Genomic DNA, 14,959 nt, shown 5'->3' on the forward strand with positions numbered 1-14,959 from the left:
GACTGCTGGCGTCAAAGCGCTTCCTAGGGCACCAGGTGTTCCAGGGGCCTGTAGCCTGCATCGCAGCCAAAGTATCGAGGCCCCAGGATCCGGAGCGCGGGCTCGGACCTGAGCAGGCCGGGGGCCGGCGCCGCAACCACCACCAACTGGGCACCCACATCGATGTCTCCGTTGAGGACAGGCTTGCCATCGACCTTGCTGAGGCAGGTAATGATGTCCGGGCTGGTGACAAACGGTTCCCCGTTGAGGGTGGAGACGTGGTTCTCGTTCTTGAAGGTAATCTCCATGACCTGGCCCGTTGACTCAAGGGTGTGGGTTCCCCAGTAGTAGCCGTCCCGGTCCTCCTGCTCCTTCTTGGTGACGGTGCCATGGAATATGGTCCTCCATCCCAGGGGCCTCAGGGCGTCCCAGGGATTAGAGCCCTTGGTCGAGGCCTCCCGCATGGCCCTGCCCGCCCTGAGGGCCTGGCTCAGGGAACCCTCGACCAGGGCCTGGCGGCACTCCCCCAGGGACATCATGAAGCCAGTGAGACCGGTGGAACCGTAGGCTGCGTCGCTCAGGTACTTCCCCAGTCGTTCCGCCACGGCAAGGCTGGTGGCCTCCGTGAGGAGGGCCCGGTTACCCCACTTGTCTACGCTGGCGGCAGGGAGAAAGGGCATGTCGAGAATGCCCACGGTACTCTGGGTGATCTCTGGCACAGCGCGCCCCGCGTAATCCCCATCCACCACAAGGATACCCAGGTGTGCTGCGGCGGCCACGGGGACCGGGGTGTTGGAGCCGCCCAGCTCAAATGGGACCAGGGCATCGATGCGCCGGCCGGTAAAACGCTCCAGCTGGCGTACGCTCTCAGGCAGGTTCCGCGGGTACTTCCACTGGGTGAAGCCTAGGGCCTTCATTTCAGCCCGCTTCTTTGCCGTCAGGGGAGCCGTGGACCCCATCAGGAAGGTACAGGCGGTCATCACGTGATTAGGCAGGGAACCGGGGTCTACCCATCCCACCTCCCGGCCAGCCTCCACCTGCTCCAGCAGTGCCGCCAGGCCCTCTTCGGGTTGGCCTCCCCCTCCCGCCCCATAGAGGGTGCACCCAAAGACGAAGTCCCTGGCATCTACTGGGTCGAGGATCGTTTTCACCTGCCCCCCACCTGCCTTCGTCTCCCGAGGTAGGCTTCTTGTACAAAGGGGTCCTTCAGGAGTTCCCTGGCGATGCCGGACCTCACGATTTCGCCTGTCTGGAACACGTAGGCCCTGCGCGCCAAGAGCAGTGCCTGGCGGGCGTTCTGTTCTACCAGGAGCATTGTCACGCCCTCACGGTTTAACTGGTGGAGCTGGCGGAAGATCTCCTGGACCAGGATGGGGGCAAGCCCTAGGGAGGGCTCATCCAGGAGGAGTAGCCTGGGCTTGGACATCAGGCCCCTGGCTATCGCCAGCATCTGTTGCTCGCCACCGGAAAGGGTGCTGCCGGGCTGCCAGAGCCGTTCCTGGAGCCGGGGGAATATGCGGTAGACCCTCTTGAGGTCCGCCTCAATGCCGGCCTTGTCGCTCCTCAGGTAGGCGCCCATGAGGAGGTTTTCCCGTGTGGTGAGGTTGCCGAACACCCGCCTTCCCTCGGGGACCAGCACTATGCCTGCCCTTACAGTCTCGTGGGGCTGCCTTGGAACGGGCTTCCCGCCAAAGCGCATCTCCCCCTTGGAGGGCTTCACCAGACCTGCTATGGTGTTCAGGAGCGACGTCTTCCCGGCCCCGTTGGCCCCAACTATGGTGACGATCTCACCCTCGTGAACCTCAAGGCCCACACCCCTCAGGGCTCGGATGGCGCCGTAGGATACCTCCAGGTTCCCAACGCTAAGCATCCTCGTCCACCTCCTCCCCGAGATAGGCCTTGATTACCTCCTCGTTTTCCTGCACCTCGTCCGCGCAGCCCTCCGCTATGGTGGTCCCGAAGTTCAGCACCAGTATCCTCTCGCAGATCCCCATCACCACGTCCATGTGATGTTCTATCAGCAGGATCGTCAGGTGGAACTCCTCCCGGATCCGCTGTATCAGGTCCATGAGGTCTAGGGACTCGTCGGGGTTCATGCCCGCCGCGGGCTCGTCCAGGAGAAGCAGCCTGGGGCTCAGGGCCAGAGCCCTGGCTACCTCCAGCTTCCGCTGGTAGCCGTAGGGCAGGTTGGAGGCCTTCTCCCTCATCTTGTCCCCCAGGCCCACCATCTCCAGGAGATACTCCGAGCGCTCCCTGGTCTCTCTCTCCCCTTTTTGGAAACTCCCGCTCCGGGTGAGGGCGGCAAGGAAGCTGTAGCCAACGCCCATCTGGGCGGCGGTGAGTACGTTGGCCAGGGCTGTGAGGTTTCTGAAGAGCCTCAGGTTCTGGAAGGTCCGGGCAATGCCCTTCCTGGCAATGATGTGGGGTCTTTGCCCCGTGATGTCCTCGCCCATGAAAGCGATGCTGCCTTCCGTGGGCTGGTACATGCCGGTCACCACGTTGAACACCGTGGTCTTGCCGGCGCCGTTGGGGCCAATGAGGCCCACCAGTTCCCCTTTGGCCATCTCCAGGTTGAAATCGGACACCGCCACAAGGCCACCGAAGTGCTTGGTCACGCCGCTCAAGGCAAGAACGCTCACGCCCCAGCCTCCCTTCGCGGCCTCTTCACAAGGGACCTGAGGCCGCCCAGGGATATCTCGTAGAAGCCCAGGAGGCCCTGCGGCCTGATGACTATTGTCAGCACCAGCGCAAGGCCATAGAACACCATCCTCCACTGGGCAAGCGGCCGGAACACCTCCGGTATCGCTGTGAGGATCACCGCGGCCACCACGGAGCCTGTCAGGCTCCCGAGGCCCCCGAACACAACGCTGGCCGCCAGTTCCGTGGACTTGGCGATGTCGAACATGATTGGCTGTATGTACTGCATGTAGAAGGCGAACATCCCCCCGCCAACACCTGCGTAGAAGGCACTTATGGCTAAGGCCAGCATCTGGTACCGGACAACGTCAATTCCCAGGGCCTCCGCGGCAAGACGGTCCTCCCGGATGGCCATGAAGGAACGGCCAAACCTTGAGAGGATAGTGTTCCTCATAAGGAGGCACGCGAGGGCCGTCACGAAAAGGGCCACCCACAGGGTGGTGTAGTGGGGCATGCCGGGAAACCCCCGGGCGCCCCCGGTGAACTTCCCCCCGTTCTCCACGATGAGCCTGAAGGCCTCCCCAAATCCCAGGGCCGCTATGGCGAAGTAGTCCCCCTTTAACTTAAGGGTGGGGTACATGATGAGGCTCACTATCGCCGCCGCCGCCCCGGCCAGGGGCAGCGAGATGAAGAAGGGAAGCCCCTGTCTCACCGTGAGAATGGCCGCGGTGTAAGCCCCCACCGACATGAATCCCGCGTGACCGAAGCTGAACAGCCCTGTGAAGCCCGTGAGCAGTGAAACCCCCAGCACCGCAGTGACGTTAATGGAGATGAGGGTAAGAATGCCCTGGTGGTATGGAGACATCTATGCACCCCTCCCCCTACACCTTCTCTTCCACGTAGCGCCCCAGGATGCCGCTGGGACGTACCAGGAGGATCACTATCAGCGTGGTGAAGACGATGAGGTCCCTCAGCGTGGAAGAGATGAATGCCGCGGTGAAGGTCTCAATCACCCCAAGGCACAGGGAGCCCAGGATGGCCCCGGGCAGGCTTCCTAACCCGCCGAAGATCGCCGCCACGAATGCCTTTATCGTCAGGTACCCCAGCTGGGGGTACACCGTGTACTTCATCCCAAGAAGGATCCCGGACACCCCTGCCAGGAGACCCGCTATGAAGAATACGATGGCGATTACCCGGTTTACGTTCACCCCCATGAGACCTGCCGCCGGCAGGTCAAATGAGGCGGCCCGGATGGCCATTCCCGTCTTCGTCCGGGTCACAACGAAGTTCAGTATCAGGAGGAACGTTACCGCTACACCCGCCGCCACCATGTCAAGGATGCCCACGCTGATCCCACCAAGGTCCAGCGCCCTAACCGCCAAAATCTGCGGGTAAGTCCGGAACTGAGGTCCAATGGTCACGATCACCAGGTTCTCCGCGAATATGGAGACACCCAGGGATGCGATGATGAAGTAGAGGGCCTTTGAACCCCTCATCCTGATGGGCCTGTAGGCGAAGCGCTCCGTCATAATGGCAACCCCGCCGGAGAATACCAGGGCCATGGCCATGACCACCAGGAAGGGGAGACTCGTTCCCGCCATGGCGAAGAAGCCGGCGTAAGCCCCGGCTATCAGGAAACTCCCGTGGGCGAAGTTGCTGAACTGCAGGATGCTGTAGATAAGCGAGTACCCCACCGCTATCAGGGCATAAATCGAGCCTATGGAAAGGCCGTTGAGGGTCTGCTGTATCACTGTCTCCACCTGAAACCCCCTCTCACCAGGGGATGCGGGGGGGGGGCCCCCTGGGGCCCCCCCCTGGGCCTTCCCTTTACTCCGGCACGTACTTGGAATGGAACACGAACTTGGAGCCCTCTACCTTCTCGATGACCGCAGGCTTGTTCAGGGGGTTGTGCGTCTCGGGATCCATTGTTATCACAGCATGCTTCAGCTGGACGTCCTTGGCGGTCTCAATGGCATTCCGCAGGGCCTCCCCGTCAGTGGACCCAGCCCTCTTGATGGCGTCCACCAGGAAGTACACGATGTCATAGCCCATGACCAGGTTGTACTCGGGATCCTCCACCCCGTACTTGGCCGTGTAGCGGTCCTTCATCGGGGCAATCTCCGGGTCTTTCCAGGTCATGTGACCGGTCCAGTAACTCCCCTCCAGTTCCGGGCCTGCCATCTCCAGCATTGTCAGTGAGTACCCGTCACCGCCCATGAACACCAGGTCGCTCATGCCCAGCTCCCTTGCCTGCTTCGCCGGGAGCGCGATCTCCTTGTAGAGGTTCGGGAGCACCAGTAACTCCGGGCCCTTGGCCTTTATCTCACTGAGCTGCGGGCGGAAGTCCACGTCACCGGCCTTGAAGGCCCATGTACCGATAACCGTGCCCCCCAGCTCCTCGAAGCGTGCCTTAAAGTATTCAGTGAGCCCTACCGAGTAGTCCGAACCGATGTCGTACAGCACCGCTGCATTCTTCAGACCTAGCTCGTTGTAGGCGAAGTCCGCTATGACCTTCCCCTGGTAGGGGTCGATGAAACACAGGCGGAAAGACCACGGGCGCACGTTGCCGTTCTCGTCCACCGTCACCAGCGGGTTTGTGGAGAAACTGCCTATCTGAGGCACCTTGGCGGCGGCCACGATGGGAGCCGTGGCTATGTTCACACCGCTGTAGTTTGACCCCAGAACCGCTATGACCTTGTCCTGCTCCACCAGCCTGCGCGTGGCGTTCACCGAGTCCGCTGCGTTGCCTCGCCCGTCCGCCACGAATAGCTCCAGCTGCCGCCCTAGGACGCCGCCGGCGGCGTTGATGTCCTCCACAGCCATCTTAGCGCCATTGGACTCGGCCACGCCCCACACCGCCCCGTCACCGGTGATGTGGGCGAGATAACCAATCCTGATGGGCTCTGTCGAAACGGGTTCCTCGCCCTCATCGGGCTCTTCCGCCGGCGCAGCCGGCGTGCCGCATCCTGCCAGGCTCACCGCCAGCGCCAGCACTAACAGGAGAACCAGACTCCTCTTCATGTCTTTCTCTCCCCCTTCTTTTCTAGGTGATGGACTCGGTTACGTTCCGGGCGCATTCCTTATTCCCAGCGCTCACCCCCTTGCCCTAGCGGTACTTGTCAAGGTCCGGAACTTGGTAGATGCCTCCCTTTACATGGTGAAGGCCAAGGTCTACCAGGCTTTCAGCCATCTTCAGGGCGGCGGTGGTCGGCTCAATGACGGGAACAGGCAGCGCCATGGACACCACCCTGGCAACAGGCACCAAGCCGGTGCATCCTAAGATGATCGCCTCCGCCCCCAGCGCCAGGGCCCCCTGGGCCTCCTGGATGACAGCCTGAGCCGTGGCTTCCTCGTCGCTCCCTATCTCCAGCACGCGCACATCTATCCCGGATGCCCATACCAGTCTCCCATCCAGCCGGAACCGGCGGGCCCTCTCCCTGATCCTGGCGCCCGAACCCTTGCCCACGGAGACTACCGCGTAGGCTGGCGCAACAAGGTAGGCCAGGGTCATGGAGGCCTCCCCCGCTCCCACCACAGGGATGGACAGCAGGTCCCTGGCCGCCTCGACCCCAGGGTCCGCGAAACAGTTGACAACAACGGCGTCGTAGCCCCGGGCCTCCCTGGCCAGGAGATCCAGCATGGCGGGGACCGCCAAGGCCTCGTCGTAGAAGTCCTCGATGGACCCAGGGCCCCGGTCCAGGCTCATGGCCACCACCTCGGTGGGTGGGCGGACAGCAGCACACGCTGCATCCATAGCCGGGCCATCAAGGCTATCAACGCTTATGGGGGTCACTAGGAGCAGGCGGCTCACGCTGCACCTCCTTGGAGTCCCGGCACTGCCCGTCAAGCCATGGCGAAGCGTTCGATACAGAAATCCTCCAGGGAGATAGATGTCTCGCCATAGGCTATAAGTTCGGACATGAGGTAACCGCTGCTGATGCCGAGCATTATGCCGTGGCCGTTGTGGCCCGCAGCCATGTAGAAGCCCTGGATGCCGGGGACCCTCCCTAGGATAGGGAAGTCGTCCTTGGTGAAGGGAAAGAAGTTTGCGAAGGAACGTATAACCAGGATCCCCTTTTCCCCAAGGGTGGGCACCAGCTGGCATACGTGCCTGGATATGGCCCTAATCGACTCGCACGAGCAGGACTTGTCGTACCCAACAAACTCCGATGTGCTGCCCAGGAGGAGGTTCCCCTTCTTCGTCTGGGCGTAGACGAAACCCAGCTCGGACCCATCACCCCCTGAGTGAAGCAATGAAGACTTGGACTGTTCACCCAGGATGTAGCAGGAACACATGATCACCCGGTCCATCAAGGGGGCCACGGGTTCACTCACAAGGATTTGCATGCGATTCGGGGTGATGGGGACTTCCAGGCCCACGAGCCTGCCAATACTCGCGGCCCAGGCGCCGGCTGCATTCACCACTGTGGGTGTCCGGATCTCCCCCTGATCCGTGACTACCAAGCATACTTTGCGACCCCGGGTCCGGATCTCCTGCACCGTCGAGTACTCCCATATCCTAGCCCCAAGTTCTCTTGACTTGTCCGCAAGGCCCAGGCAGAGGTAGATGGGGTTAATGGTCCCGTCCACCGGGTTCCAGGTTGCGGCGACTATGGTCCCAGACACCAGGGGCTCCCTTTCCCTGAACCCCGGGCCGTCCAAGAGCTCCATCTCCGTAAGCCCGTCGTGGTGCCGCTGGTCAATCCAGGGCTTCATCCTCTCCATTTGCTCCTTACTCTCAATAACGATATAGCCACCGCACTGGCGATATTCAATGTCCCTGCCAAGTTCATCCCCCAGGGACGTGTACAGCTGGATGCTCTTTTGTACCATGGGCATGACCTTCTTCTTCCGTGTAGAGGTCCATACGAAGGCCTCATTTGCCCCAGAGGCGCCCGACGCTATCTCGTTCTTCTCCAGCAAAAGGACGCTCTTGCCCGCCCGGGTCAAGTAGTAGGTCACAGCCAAGCCCAGGATACCCCCGCCAATGACCACTGCGTCCGCGTCTGTCTTCATTCCATGTCCCCACCCAACGCATCCAGCGCTAGTGGCCTGACCGGCGGCCGGGCAGTGTCCTGCCCGGTGCACTCCGGGTCAACCCCAATCTCCTGGCACAAGATACCGGTGATAAGGCCCGAGCAGGTCTTCCCCTGGCACACACCCATTCCCGCAGTGGTACGCCTCTTGATCGCCGGTATGCTGCGGGCGCCCCCCTCCCTAATGGCCCGCAGGATCTCACCGCGAGTGACCTCCATGCACCTGCATATGGTGGGGTCGCCAGCAGGGGTGCCTTCATTGGTCATCTTGATCCCCCTGACATCCATGACATGCTGTCTCGGAACGGCTAGGTGGAGCACAATGGTCTTATTGTATCCAGAGGCATCTACGACCTTCGTCACAGTACCGCGGCAGACTGCACGTCCCTGCCTGTCCAAGGCCTGGACCTGCTGCCCCTCTCGAGGCACGGGAAGGAACTCGTAGGGCATCTTGATGATGGCATCCTCACCCTCGCTCTGGTCAATGACGAATATGGCCAGGCCGGGACAGGCAGGGATGCACAGCCCGCATCCAGTGCACCTCTCTTCGTAGAACCGCGGCACCCGAGTTATGTCATCCCCCACCACTATGGCTCCGTTCGGGCATGCTTCCTCACAGGGGTTGCATGGGATGTCCTCGACGCACTCGATCACGGCCACCGCCCCCCTGAGCCCGGCCTCCAGGGGAGATGGCCTGAGCCTGGCTATCTCCCCTGGAGACAGGTAGCCCCGGGTCCTAAGGTTTGGCCAGTCCACGTCATCCCCACCTCTCCATGAGGCGCGCCTTGGCCCTAAGGCGCTCCTCTCCGAAGGTCCCCGAGCGCAATCCCTGGAGCCTTGAAGAGATTTGCGCCTTGGCCCTCACGGCTTCATCTTGGGATATGAGGCCTAGCGACCGGGAGGCCGCCACCCCCGCAAGCCTGCCTTCCTCCAGGGCAGTGCTAGCCTCCTCCACCCCGGAGGCATCACCTGCCACGTAGATCCCTGGGACCGTGGTCTCCATATCTTCGTCATGCAGTGGCACATACCCCCCCAGCTGGCGACAAAAAGCCACCCGGCATCCTGGCATCCTGGCCAGCTCCACTAAGGGGGAAAGCCCGACACTGAGACATATCAGGTCCACCTCCAGGGGTTTCTCACTCCCGGGCACCTCGTTCCTCTCATCATCGATCTCGACTATGACCGCCCTCTCCACGGAGGAGTCCCCTTCTGCCTGCTTGACTGTGTGCCTCACCCAGATGGGCACATCTGCCCGGGTTACCTTGGCTGCGTGCACGCCATAACCGCCGATACGCGGCATGGCGTCTATGACTGTCACCTTCCGGACACCGGCCTGGAGGAGCTGGTAGGTCACTATGAGGCCGACGTTTCCACTTCCAACCATGAGCACGCGCTTACCAGGCACGACCCTGTGGACATTCATCAAGGTCTGGCAGGCCCCGGCCCCCATCACACCTGGGAGGGTCCAGCCAGGAAAGGCGTAGGAGTTCTCGGTGGCTCCTGTGGCTATGACTAACCGCTGGAACTGCCATTCCTCCACAGCCCCGCCCGGGGTATGAACTCCGAGCCGCCCGCCGGCGAAAACCCCCCAAACCACCGTGTTCAGGGCCACGTGTACCCCCAAGCGCTCCGCTTCCTCGAAGAGGGCCTTGCCGATCTCGTAGCCTCGGAGCCCGGCCATGTGCTCGGAGGACCCGAAGAACTTGTGGAGCTGCTTTAAGAGCTGGCCTCCAGGCCGGGCGTTCTCGTCAAAGACCACGGTCTTGGCTCCCCTCTTGGCACACTCAATGGCTGCGCCGAGGCCAGCAGGCCCAGCACCCACTACCGCGACCTGGGAGCTCCTCACCTTTTCTCACCTCGCTGGGCCAATTGTGCCGTGGCCATGCTGTCTCTTCACTGTCATCCCGTCTCTGACCGGTGTGATGCAGGTCCGCACGTTGAAAACCCCATCCACCACCATCCTGCACTCGTTGCACCTGCCCAAAGCGCAGAACAACCCCCTTGGTTCGTGCCTGGTATTGCTGAAGTGGAGCACCCGTATGCCCGCGGCTGCCAGGGCCGCGGCGATGGGCTCCCCCTCAACGCAGGGGATGGGTGTCCCCTCAAAGAGGATGGCAACCTGCCGCGGAGCCTGCACCCTCCCCAGGACCGGGTGATCAAGGATCCTCAAGGTTACAGCACTCCCATCTATCAAGGATAGGTGCCGGGCGCCAAGGCTACGGTCGCCCTGGCCGCCAGGTCTGAGACTGGGGTCTGGGGGGCACACCCAGGTGCACGTAGAGTTCCAGCATCCTCAGGGCTATGGGACCGGGCTCCACCACCCGGGTGGCCAATCCCAGGGCAGCCAGGTCATCATCCAGGCTGCAGGCCATACCCGCCATGCCGGTGCACCCCAGGAGGATTACATCCGCCCCGGCGCCTGCCATTTCCATGGCACCCTCCCTGAGGGCCGCAGCTAGCCTGGGGGCATCACCCATCTCCAACACCGGCACCCCCACACCCTTGATCCCCACGACGGTCCCGGCTACCCCCAACCTCTGCACTACCCGGGCGATGAGGGGCTCAGTCTCCCCGAGGACTGTGAGAATGCCCACCTTGCCCATTGTGGAGGCCACAAGGATTGCCGGCTCAGCGCAGCCCAGGACCGGGATGGACACAGCCCTGCGGGCCTCCTCCACCCCTGGGTCCGCAAAACAGTAGACCAGGCAGCCATCGTATCCGGAGAACTGGGCCTCCCTTGCCAGTTCCACCACACCCGGGGCAGCCCTATCAGCATCCGCCTGGGTTTCCACGCAGGGAGGTCCGGATACCAGCGCCTTGGCTTCCAGCCTCACACCTGGACTGGCGTGGGGCGCCAGCTCCGCCTCCACCACGGATTTAGCCACAGGAGTCACCAGGGGCCTGATTATCCTCAGTCTCATCCTGAGAGAGCCTCCTCGAACCCCACTAGCTGCTCCACGATCCTGAGGGTCAGCTCAGGCAGCACCTGGAAGGTGTAGGGCATGTGGACGCGCTCGGTCATCTTGTGAGCGTCCTTGCCGTAGGTGCCAACGTTGATGACCGGCACGTCGAGATCCAGTACCGGGCGGGGGTCGAAGGTGTACTTCCCTCCCCAGGCCGGCATGTTCCGGGCCAGGCAGGCGATGGAGTCCTCGTCCTCACTCATGGCCAGGAGGCTCATGTCCGAGATATAGGGGAAGAAGTTGCGAACGGCCACCGGCCACGCAATCTGGTCATGAAGGGAATTCACCGCCCGGGAAACGGCCTCCATGAGCCTCCTTTCCCCGGGGCGGGCTCCGGTAAGGACCACCCTGGGGGAGAAGGCCGATGAGAAGTACAGGACGGCGCATGGCGACTTATCTTCACTCCAAGCCCAAGCCTCTTCAACCATGCGGCGACTAAAGACCCTCAGGTCTATTGAGGGGTCTTCCAGCATGGCCTTGGCCAGGGTGCTCATGGCATCCTCGAAGGCTGTGCCGTGTCGCAGGGCCAGCCCCCCGCGGAACTCCTCCCAGGAAGATACCCGTACCTTCCAGGGGCAGGGTCCTGCCGGGATCCCGGCCTTCTGGCAGTAGGCAAGGCGCCTGGACTCCATGAGGTCCAGGGCGTCCTGGAAGGCCCTTCTCCCCACCTCCAGCATGAGGTGGAGGACCTCCTCCGGGGATTTTGAGTGGGTGAAGAAGTTGTAGTAGGCATAGGCGGCCACCGGGGTCTGTACCGTGTACACATCCTTGAGGTCTGCCATCTTCAGGGACACAGGGGGCGCCGCGACCTCCCCCAGCCCCTCGTCGGCCAGCTCGGGGTTAAGGTCGATGAGCCGGGTGAGTTCCGCAGCCACCAGGTTGGGGTCAAAACCCTCAAAGGGCTGTCCCACGTGGGTCTCCTTGCCCGCTATGAAGAAGGAAGGCAAGACCTTTCCCACCGAGCCCAGGTAGACATAGCGGCTGGGATCCCCAGGGTAAAGTGGTGAGGTGTAGTCGGCGTTGATGGCGGCTACGTAACGAAGACCCTGCTCCCTGGCGAGCTGTCCCATGCGATCCCGGGCCGTCAGGATACCGTGGGACATGTCCTCCTCGTCAGGGGTGGCGAGGAAGAGCACGTTGCCCGCCATGCGTTCTGTCCTGGATGACAGGTATTCAACCAGGGCCATGTGCGCGGCAACCCCCGCCTTCATGTCCAGTGAGCCCCGGCCGAAGAGCCACTCGCCGGATTCCAGGTCCTCCCGGACCTCACCAGCCAGGCCCGGCAAGCCCGCAAGCCTCCCGGCCAGTTCCCGGGGCTCCAGGGCCCATGGCTTCAGGGGACCGAAGTCACCGGTCCCCACCGTGTCGGTGTGCCCGAAGAGCACCACGGTATCCTGGGGAGCAACGCTATCCGAAACGGCTCTTCCCTTAACAAGGGCAAGAACCAGGTACCTTTCGTGTTCATCGTCCTTGGTCTTGATGAGTTCCAGGTGATCCGGCTCACTGCGGAAGTAGGGGAGGGAACGCAGGCGCTGGAACACCCAGCGGCCGATGCTGGCCTCGCCCGGCGTTGCCACGATGCTCTCTATCCTCACCATGTCTTCGGTCAAGGCCTGTACCCTAGAGGGGTCAACCCGCAACTTCCAGCCCCCTTCCTTGGTTGAAGGACATCAGGGTTTGCCGTGGCCAGGGAGATGACCCTGGAGGTCTTCCGGTTAAACGGTGTCCGCCTTGAACTTGTAGCCGTAGCGGACTACACCCTCTTCCTCGTAGATGCGTCTCAAAACCGCTCTTACCCTCGTGCCTATCGCTGGCATTTCGCTGGCGTCAGCCACCTGGGCGACCACCCGGGGGCCCTCATCCACCTGGATGATGGCCACCACGTAGCCCCCCTTGACCTCAGCCTGCCTGAGAAACTCAGGGGGGGCCCCGCCCCCGGCCAGCTGGGTCACTGCGTAGACTGTCCCGGTGCCTCTAAGTCTTACCGGCTGGAACCCCTCGAGAGCCCCGCAACCTGGGCAGGTCCCCTTCCTGGGGAACACCAGGCTAAAGCAGGCTGCGCAGCGGGAGGCTTCCAGGAGGTAACGTTCATCCAAGGTCCTCTGGTACATCTGTACGGAAATGTGGGCGCCCACAGGCAAGACCTCCCTTAGACAAAACTTCTCAGCCGGGCATATGTGAAGAAGTCCAAAACCTGCCCACTGGAAAGCATGTGATCCAGGCCGGCGCCCGGGTGCTCCAGGATGCGATCCGTGACGCTCAGGGCCAGGGCGTCACTGCCCGAACCGGGGGCGAAGGACGCGACGAGGATCCTGTCTTGGGGATCCGCCATGTCCAGGGCCGCGGCCAGTCCCACCAGGGGACCGGCGGAATTGAGGTTGCCCAGGAGCCTGAACACCCTGGCCGGGGCCGCCTGTTCCTCGGTAATCCCGGCCTTCCGGGCCAGTTGGCCAGGCAGCGCCCCGCCGGGGTGGGGCAACACAACGAAACGGTAGTCCGCCAGGTCAGACCCGGTCTTCTCAAGAAGGCCACGGATGGCCCCCATGACGCAGGTCTCGTAGCTCTCTGCCAGGAGTGATGGTATGCCCAGGTCCAGGAAGTCTGCCTCTCCCCTGGCCCTGACCCCTAGGCCAAGCCTCTCCTCGCAAAAGGACGCACAGGCCTCCGCCCGGGCGAGGAGGTCCCCGCTCCCAGTGAGTATCGCAGCGGCGGCGGCGCCCGACCCCTCTTCCCAGCTGGACCTAGGGGTGCCCGCGGGCACCTCGCCTGCCACTACCAGGGCCTCGTCGCTGCGGCCCAGCGCCTCAATGAGGGCCTCCAGGCCTGCCTTGGGGGATGAGGTGTGTTCCGAGGAGAACACCTCATTCCCCAGGCCAAGCATGGCTCCGAGGGTGCCCCCCATGACCCTCCCGTCGTAGGGGCCGGTGGTGGTGGCCACTCCCATGTAGGTGATATCCTTGCCAGGCCGCGGCCTCCTCGAGAGAAGCACCCGCGCGGCCTCCACTGCCATGGTGACCGCGTCCTCGTCGAAGTCGTTCACCCTCTTCTCCTCGAACCCAGATTCCCGGACCTGGCCCAGGCCCTTCCCGTACTCCTTCAAGGGCAGGCGGTAACGGGGCAGGTACACTCCGTAGTCCTCGATTCCAGTCAATGGGGCCACCCCCAACTACGCTCTTTGATATATAACGACCGAGGCCGAGCCCCCTGAGCCCCCCACGTTGTGAGATAGGCCGGTGTGGGCCCCCTTGACCTGGCGCGCGCCACACTCGTCCCTCAGCTGGTGGAATATCTCCGCCGCCTGGGCAACCCCCGTGGCCCCCAGCGGGTGTCCCTTGGACTTCAGGCCCCCGCTAGGGTTGACCGCCACCCGGCCGCCGTTGAGGGTAAAGCCCTCCTCCAGGAGCCTGGGTGCCTGCCCCCGGGCGCAGAAGCCCAGGTCCTCGTAGGCCAGGATCTCAGCGATGGTGAAGCAGTCATGGACCTCCGCCACCTGGATGTCTCCGGGGCCCATCCCCGCCATGGCCATCGCCCTCCGGCCGGCCTCCACCGAGGCCCCCAGGGATGTCACTACCTCGCGATCGTGGACCGCCAGGTGGTCAGAGGCGGCGCCGTAACCCACCACCGCCACGGGTTTCTTCGTGAACTCTATTGCCATCTCCAGGGGAGCCACCAGGGCGCAGGCGGCACCATCCGAGGTCAGGGAGCAGTCGAATAGGCCCAGGGGCCAAGCCACGTTGGGAGCGGCCATGGCCTGCTCCAGGCTTATGGCCTTTCTCATGTGCGCCTTGGGGTTTTTCACCCCGTTGGCGTGGTTCTTCACGGCCACCATTGCGAGGTGCCTCTTCTTTGCCCCGTACTCGTGCATGTACCTGGATGCCATGAGCGCGTATATCCCCGCGAAGGTGAGGCCTGCCAGCCTCTCGTATTCCGTGTCCCCGGAGACACCCAGCCAGTAGCGGCCCTTGGAGGAGGACATGTCCCGCATCTTCTCAACGCCGGCAGCCAGCACCAGGTCATGCTCCCCCGAGGCCACGGCCCTTATGGCCTCCAGGAGCGCGTACCCCCCGGAGGCGCAGGCGTTCTCCACCCTGACCGAGGGGATGGCACCCAGCCCCAGGTGGGTTGTTAGGAGCGGTGCTGACTGGCCCAGCTGGAAGCCCCCCACCCCCAGGGAGCCGATGTAGGCGGCCTGGATCCGGCGACCTTCAAGGGGATAGTCCAGGCCTTCCAGGGTTTCCCGGTAGGCCTCCTGGAAGAGCTCCTTGATGCCCATGGAACCAAACTCACCGAAGCGGCTCTGGTCAGCCGACACTAGCGCTACCTTCCGCAATTCCCAAAACCCCC

Annotated in this window: 16 protein-coding genes; all 16 read right to left on the reverse strand. The window is 63.0% G+C overall.

Annotation, left to right across the window (positions count from 1 at the left end):
- Nucleotides 1–23: 23 nt before the first annotated feature.
- A complete protein-coding gene (locus AB1576_02610) occupies nt 24–1,130 on the reverse strand; it encodes a DUF917 domain-containing protein (GenBank protein ID MEW6080684.1) in 1,107 nt (368 codons plus the stop codon).
- Complete coding sequence (locus tag AB1576_02615) at nt 1,127–1,849, reverse strand: ABC transporter ATP-binding protein (GenBank protein MEW6080685.1); 723 nt, start codon at nt 1,847–1,849, stop codon at nt 1,127–1,129. The genes AB1576_02610 and AB1576_02615 overlap by 4 nt, the downstream gene beginning before the upstream one ends.
- Nucleotides 1,842–2,618, reverse strand: a complete 777-nt coding sequence (locus tag AB1576_02620) for an ABC transporter ATP-binding protein (protein MEW6080686.1) — start codon at nt 2,616–2,618, stop codon at nt 1,842–1,844. The genes AB1576_02615 and AB1576_02620 overlap by 8 nt, the downstream gene beginning before the upstream one ends.
- The gene (locus AB1576_02625) at nt 2,615–3,481 is read right to left on the reverse strand and encodes a branched-chain amino acid ABC transporter permease (protein ID MEW6080687.1); all 867 of its coding nucleotides are present in this window, start codon (nt 3,479–3,481) and stop codon (nt 2,615–2,617) included. Before AB1576_02625 ends, AB1576_02620 begins: the two co-directional genes overlap by 4 nt.
- A gap of 16 nt (nt 3,482–3,497) precedes the next feature.
- Entirely contained in the window at nt 3,498–4,376 is an 879-nt protein-coding gene (locus AB1576_02630) for a branched-chain amino acid ABC transporter permease (GenBank protein MEW6080688.1), read from the reverse strand.
- Nucleotides 4,377–4,443: 67 nt separating this feature from the next.
- A complete protein-coding gene (locus tag AB1576_02635; protein MEW6080689.1) occupies nt 4,444–5,637 on the reverse strand; it encodes an ABC transporter substrate-binding protein in 1,194 nt (397 codons plus the stop codon).
- 85 nt (nt 5,638–5,722) lie between these two features.
- On the reverse strand, nt 5,723–6,427 hold the full coding sequence (locus AB1576_02640; GenBank protein MEW6080690.1) for an aspartate/glutamate racemase family protein: 705 nt from the start codon (nt 6,425–6,427) through the stop codon (nt 5,723–5,725).
- Nucleotides 6,428–6,459: 32 nt separating this feature from the next.
- A complete protein-coding gene (locus AB1576_02645; protein MEW6080691.1) occupies nt 6,460–7,632 on the reverse strand; it encodes an FAD-binding oxidoreductase in 1,173 nt (390 codons plus the stop codon).
- Complete coding sequence (locus tag AB1576_02650) at nt 7,629–8,408, reverse strand: (2Fe-2S)-binding protein (GenBank protein MEW6080692.1); 780 nt, start codon at nt 8,406–8,408, stop codon at nt 7,629–7,631. Before AB1576_02650 ends, AB1576_02645 begins: the two co-directional genes overlap by 4 nt.
- 1 nt (nt 8,409) lies before the next feature.
- A complete protein-coding gene (locus AB1576_02655; GenBank protein MEW6080693.1) occupies nt 8,410–9,498 on the reverse strand; it encodes an FAD-dependent oxidoreductase in 1,089 nt (362 codons plus the stop codon).
- Between the two features lie 6 nt (nt 9,499–9,504).
- The gene (locus tag AB1576_02660; protein ID MEW6080694.1) at nt 9,505–9,822 is read right to left on the reverse strand and encodes a (2Fe-2S)-binding protein; all 318 of its coding nucleotides are present in this window, start codon (nt 9,820–9,822) and stop codon (nt 9,505–9,507) included.
- Nucleotides 9,823–9,868: 46 nt separating this feature from the next.
- Nucleotides 9,869–10,573 (reverse strand): aspartate/glutamate racemase family protein, encoded by a 705-nt coding sequence (locus AB1576_02665; GenBank protein ID MEW6080695.1) that lies wholly within the window; start codon nt 10,571–10,573, stop codon nt 9,869–9,871.
- On the reverse strand, nt 10,570–12,255 hold the full coding sequence (locus tag AB1576_02670; GenBank protein MEW6080696.1) for a M20/M25/M40 family metallo-hydrolase: 1,686 nt from the start codon (nt 12,253–12,255) through the stop codon (nt 10,570–10,572). The genes AB1576_02665 and AB1576_02670 overlap by 4 nt, the downstream gene beginning before the upstream one ends.
- A 75-nt stretch (nt 12,256–12,330) precedes the next feature.
- Nucleotides 12,331–12,750, reverse strand: a complete 420-nt coding sequence (locus AB1576_02675) for an OB-fold domain-containing protein (protein ID MEW6080697.1) — start codon at nt 12,748–12,750, stop codon at nt 12,331–12,333.
- Between the two features lie 14 nt (nt 12,751–12,764).
- Complete coding sequence (locus AB1576_02680) at nt 12,765–13,766, reverse strand: hypothetical protein (protein MEW6080698.1); 1,002 nt, start codon at nt 13,764–13,766, stop codon at nt 12,765–12,767.
- 15 nt (nt 13,767–13,781) lie between these two features.
- A complete protein-coding gene (locus AB1576_02685; protein ID MEW6080699.1) occupies nt 13,782–14,945 on the reverse strand; it encodes a thiolase domain-containing protein in 1,164 nt (387 codons plus the stop codon).
- Between the last annotated feature and the right edge of the window lie 14 nt (nt 14,946–14,959).

The organism is Bacillota bacterium (genome assembly GCA_040754315.1).
In the GTDB taxonomy this organism is placed as follows: domain Bacteria; phylum Bacillota; class Sulfobacillia; order DUSP01; family JBFMCS01; genus JBFMCS01.

Bases quoted from the DNA above. Each gene is read 5' to 3' on its own strand.
- AB1576_02635 (MEW6080689.1), bottom strand. From the start codon at position 5,637: ATGAAGAGGAGTCTGGTTCTCCTGTTAGTGCTGGCGCTGGCGGTGAGC.
- AB1576_02625 (MEW6080687.1), bottom strand. From the start codon at position 3,481: ATGTCTCCATACCACCAGGGCATTCTTACCCTCATCTCCATTAACGTC.
- AB1576_02665 (MEW6080695.1), bottom strand. From the start codon at position 10,573: ATGAGACTGAGGATAATCAGGCCCCTGGTGACTCCTGTGGCTAAATCC.
- AB1576_02645 (MEW6080691.1), bottom strand. From the start codon at position 7,632: ATGAAGACAGACGCGGACGCAGTGGTCATTGGCGGGGGTATCCTGGGC.
- AB1576_02615 (MEW6080685.1), bottom strand. From the start codon at position 1,849: ATGCTTAGCGTTGGGAACCTGGAGGTATCCTACGGCGCCATCCGAGCC.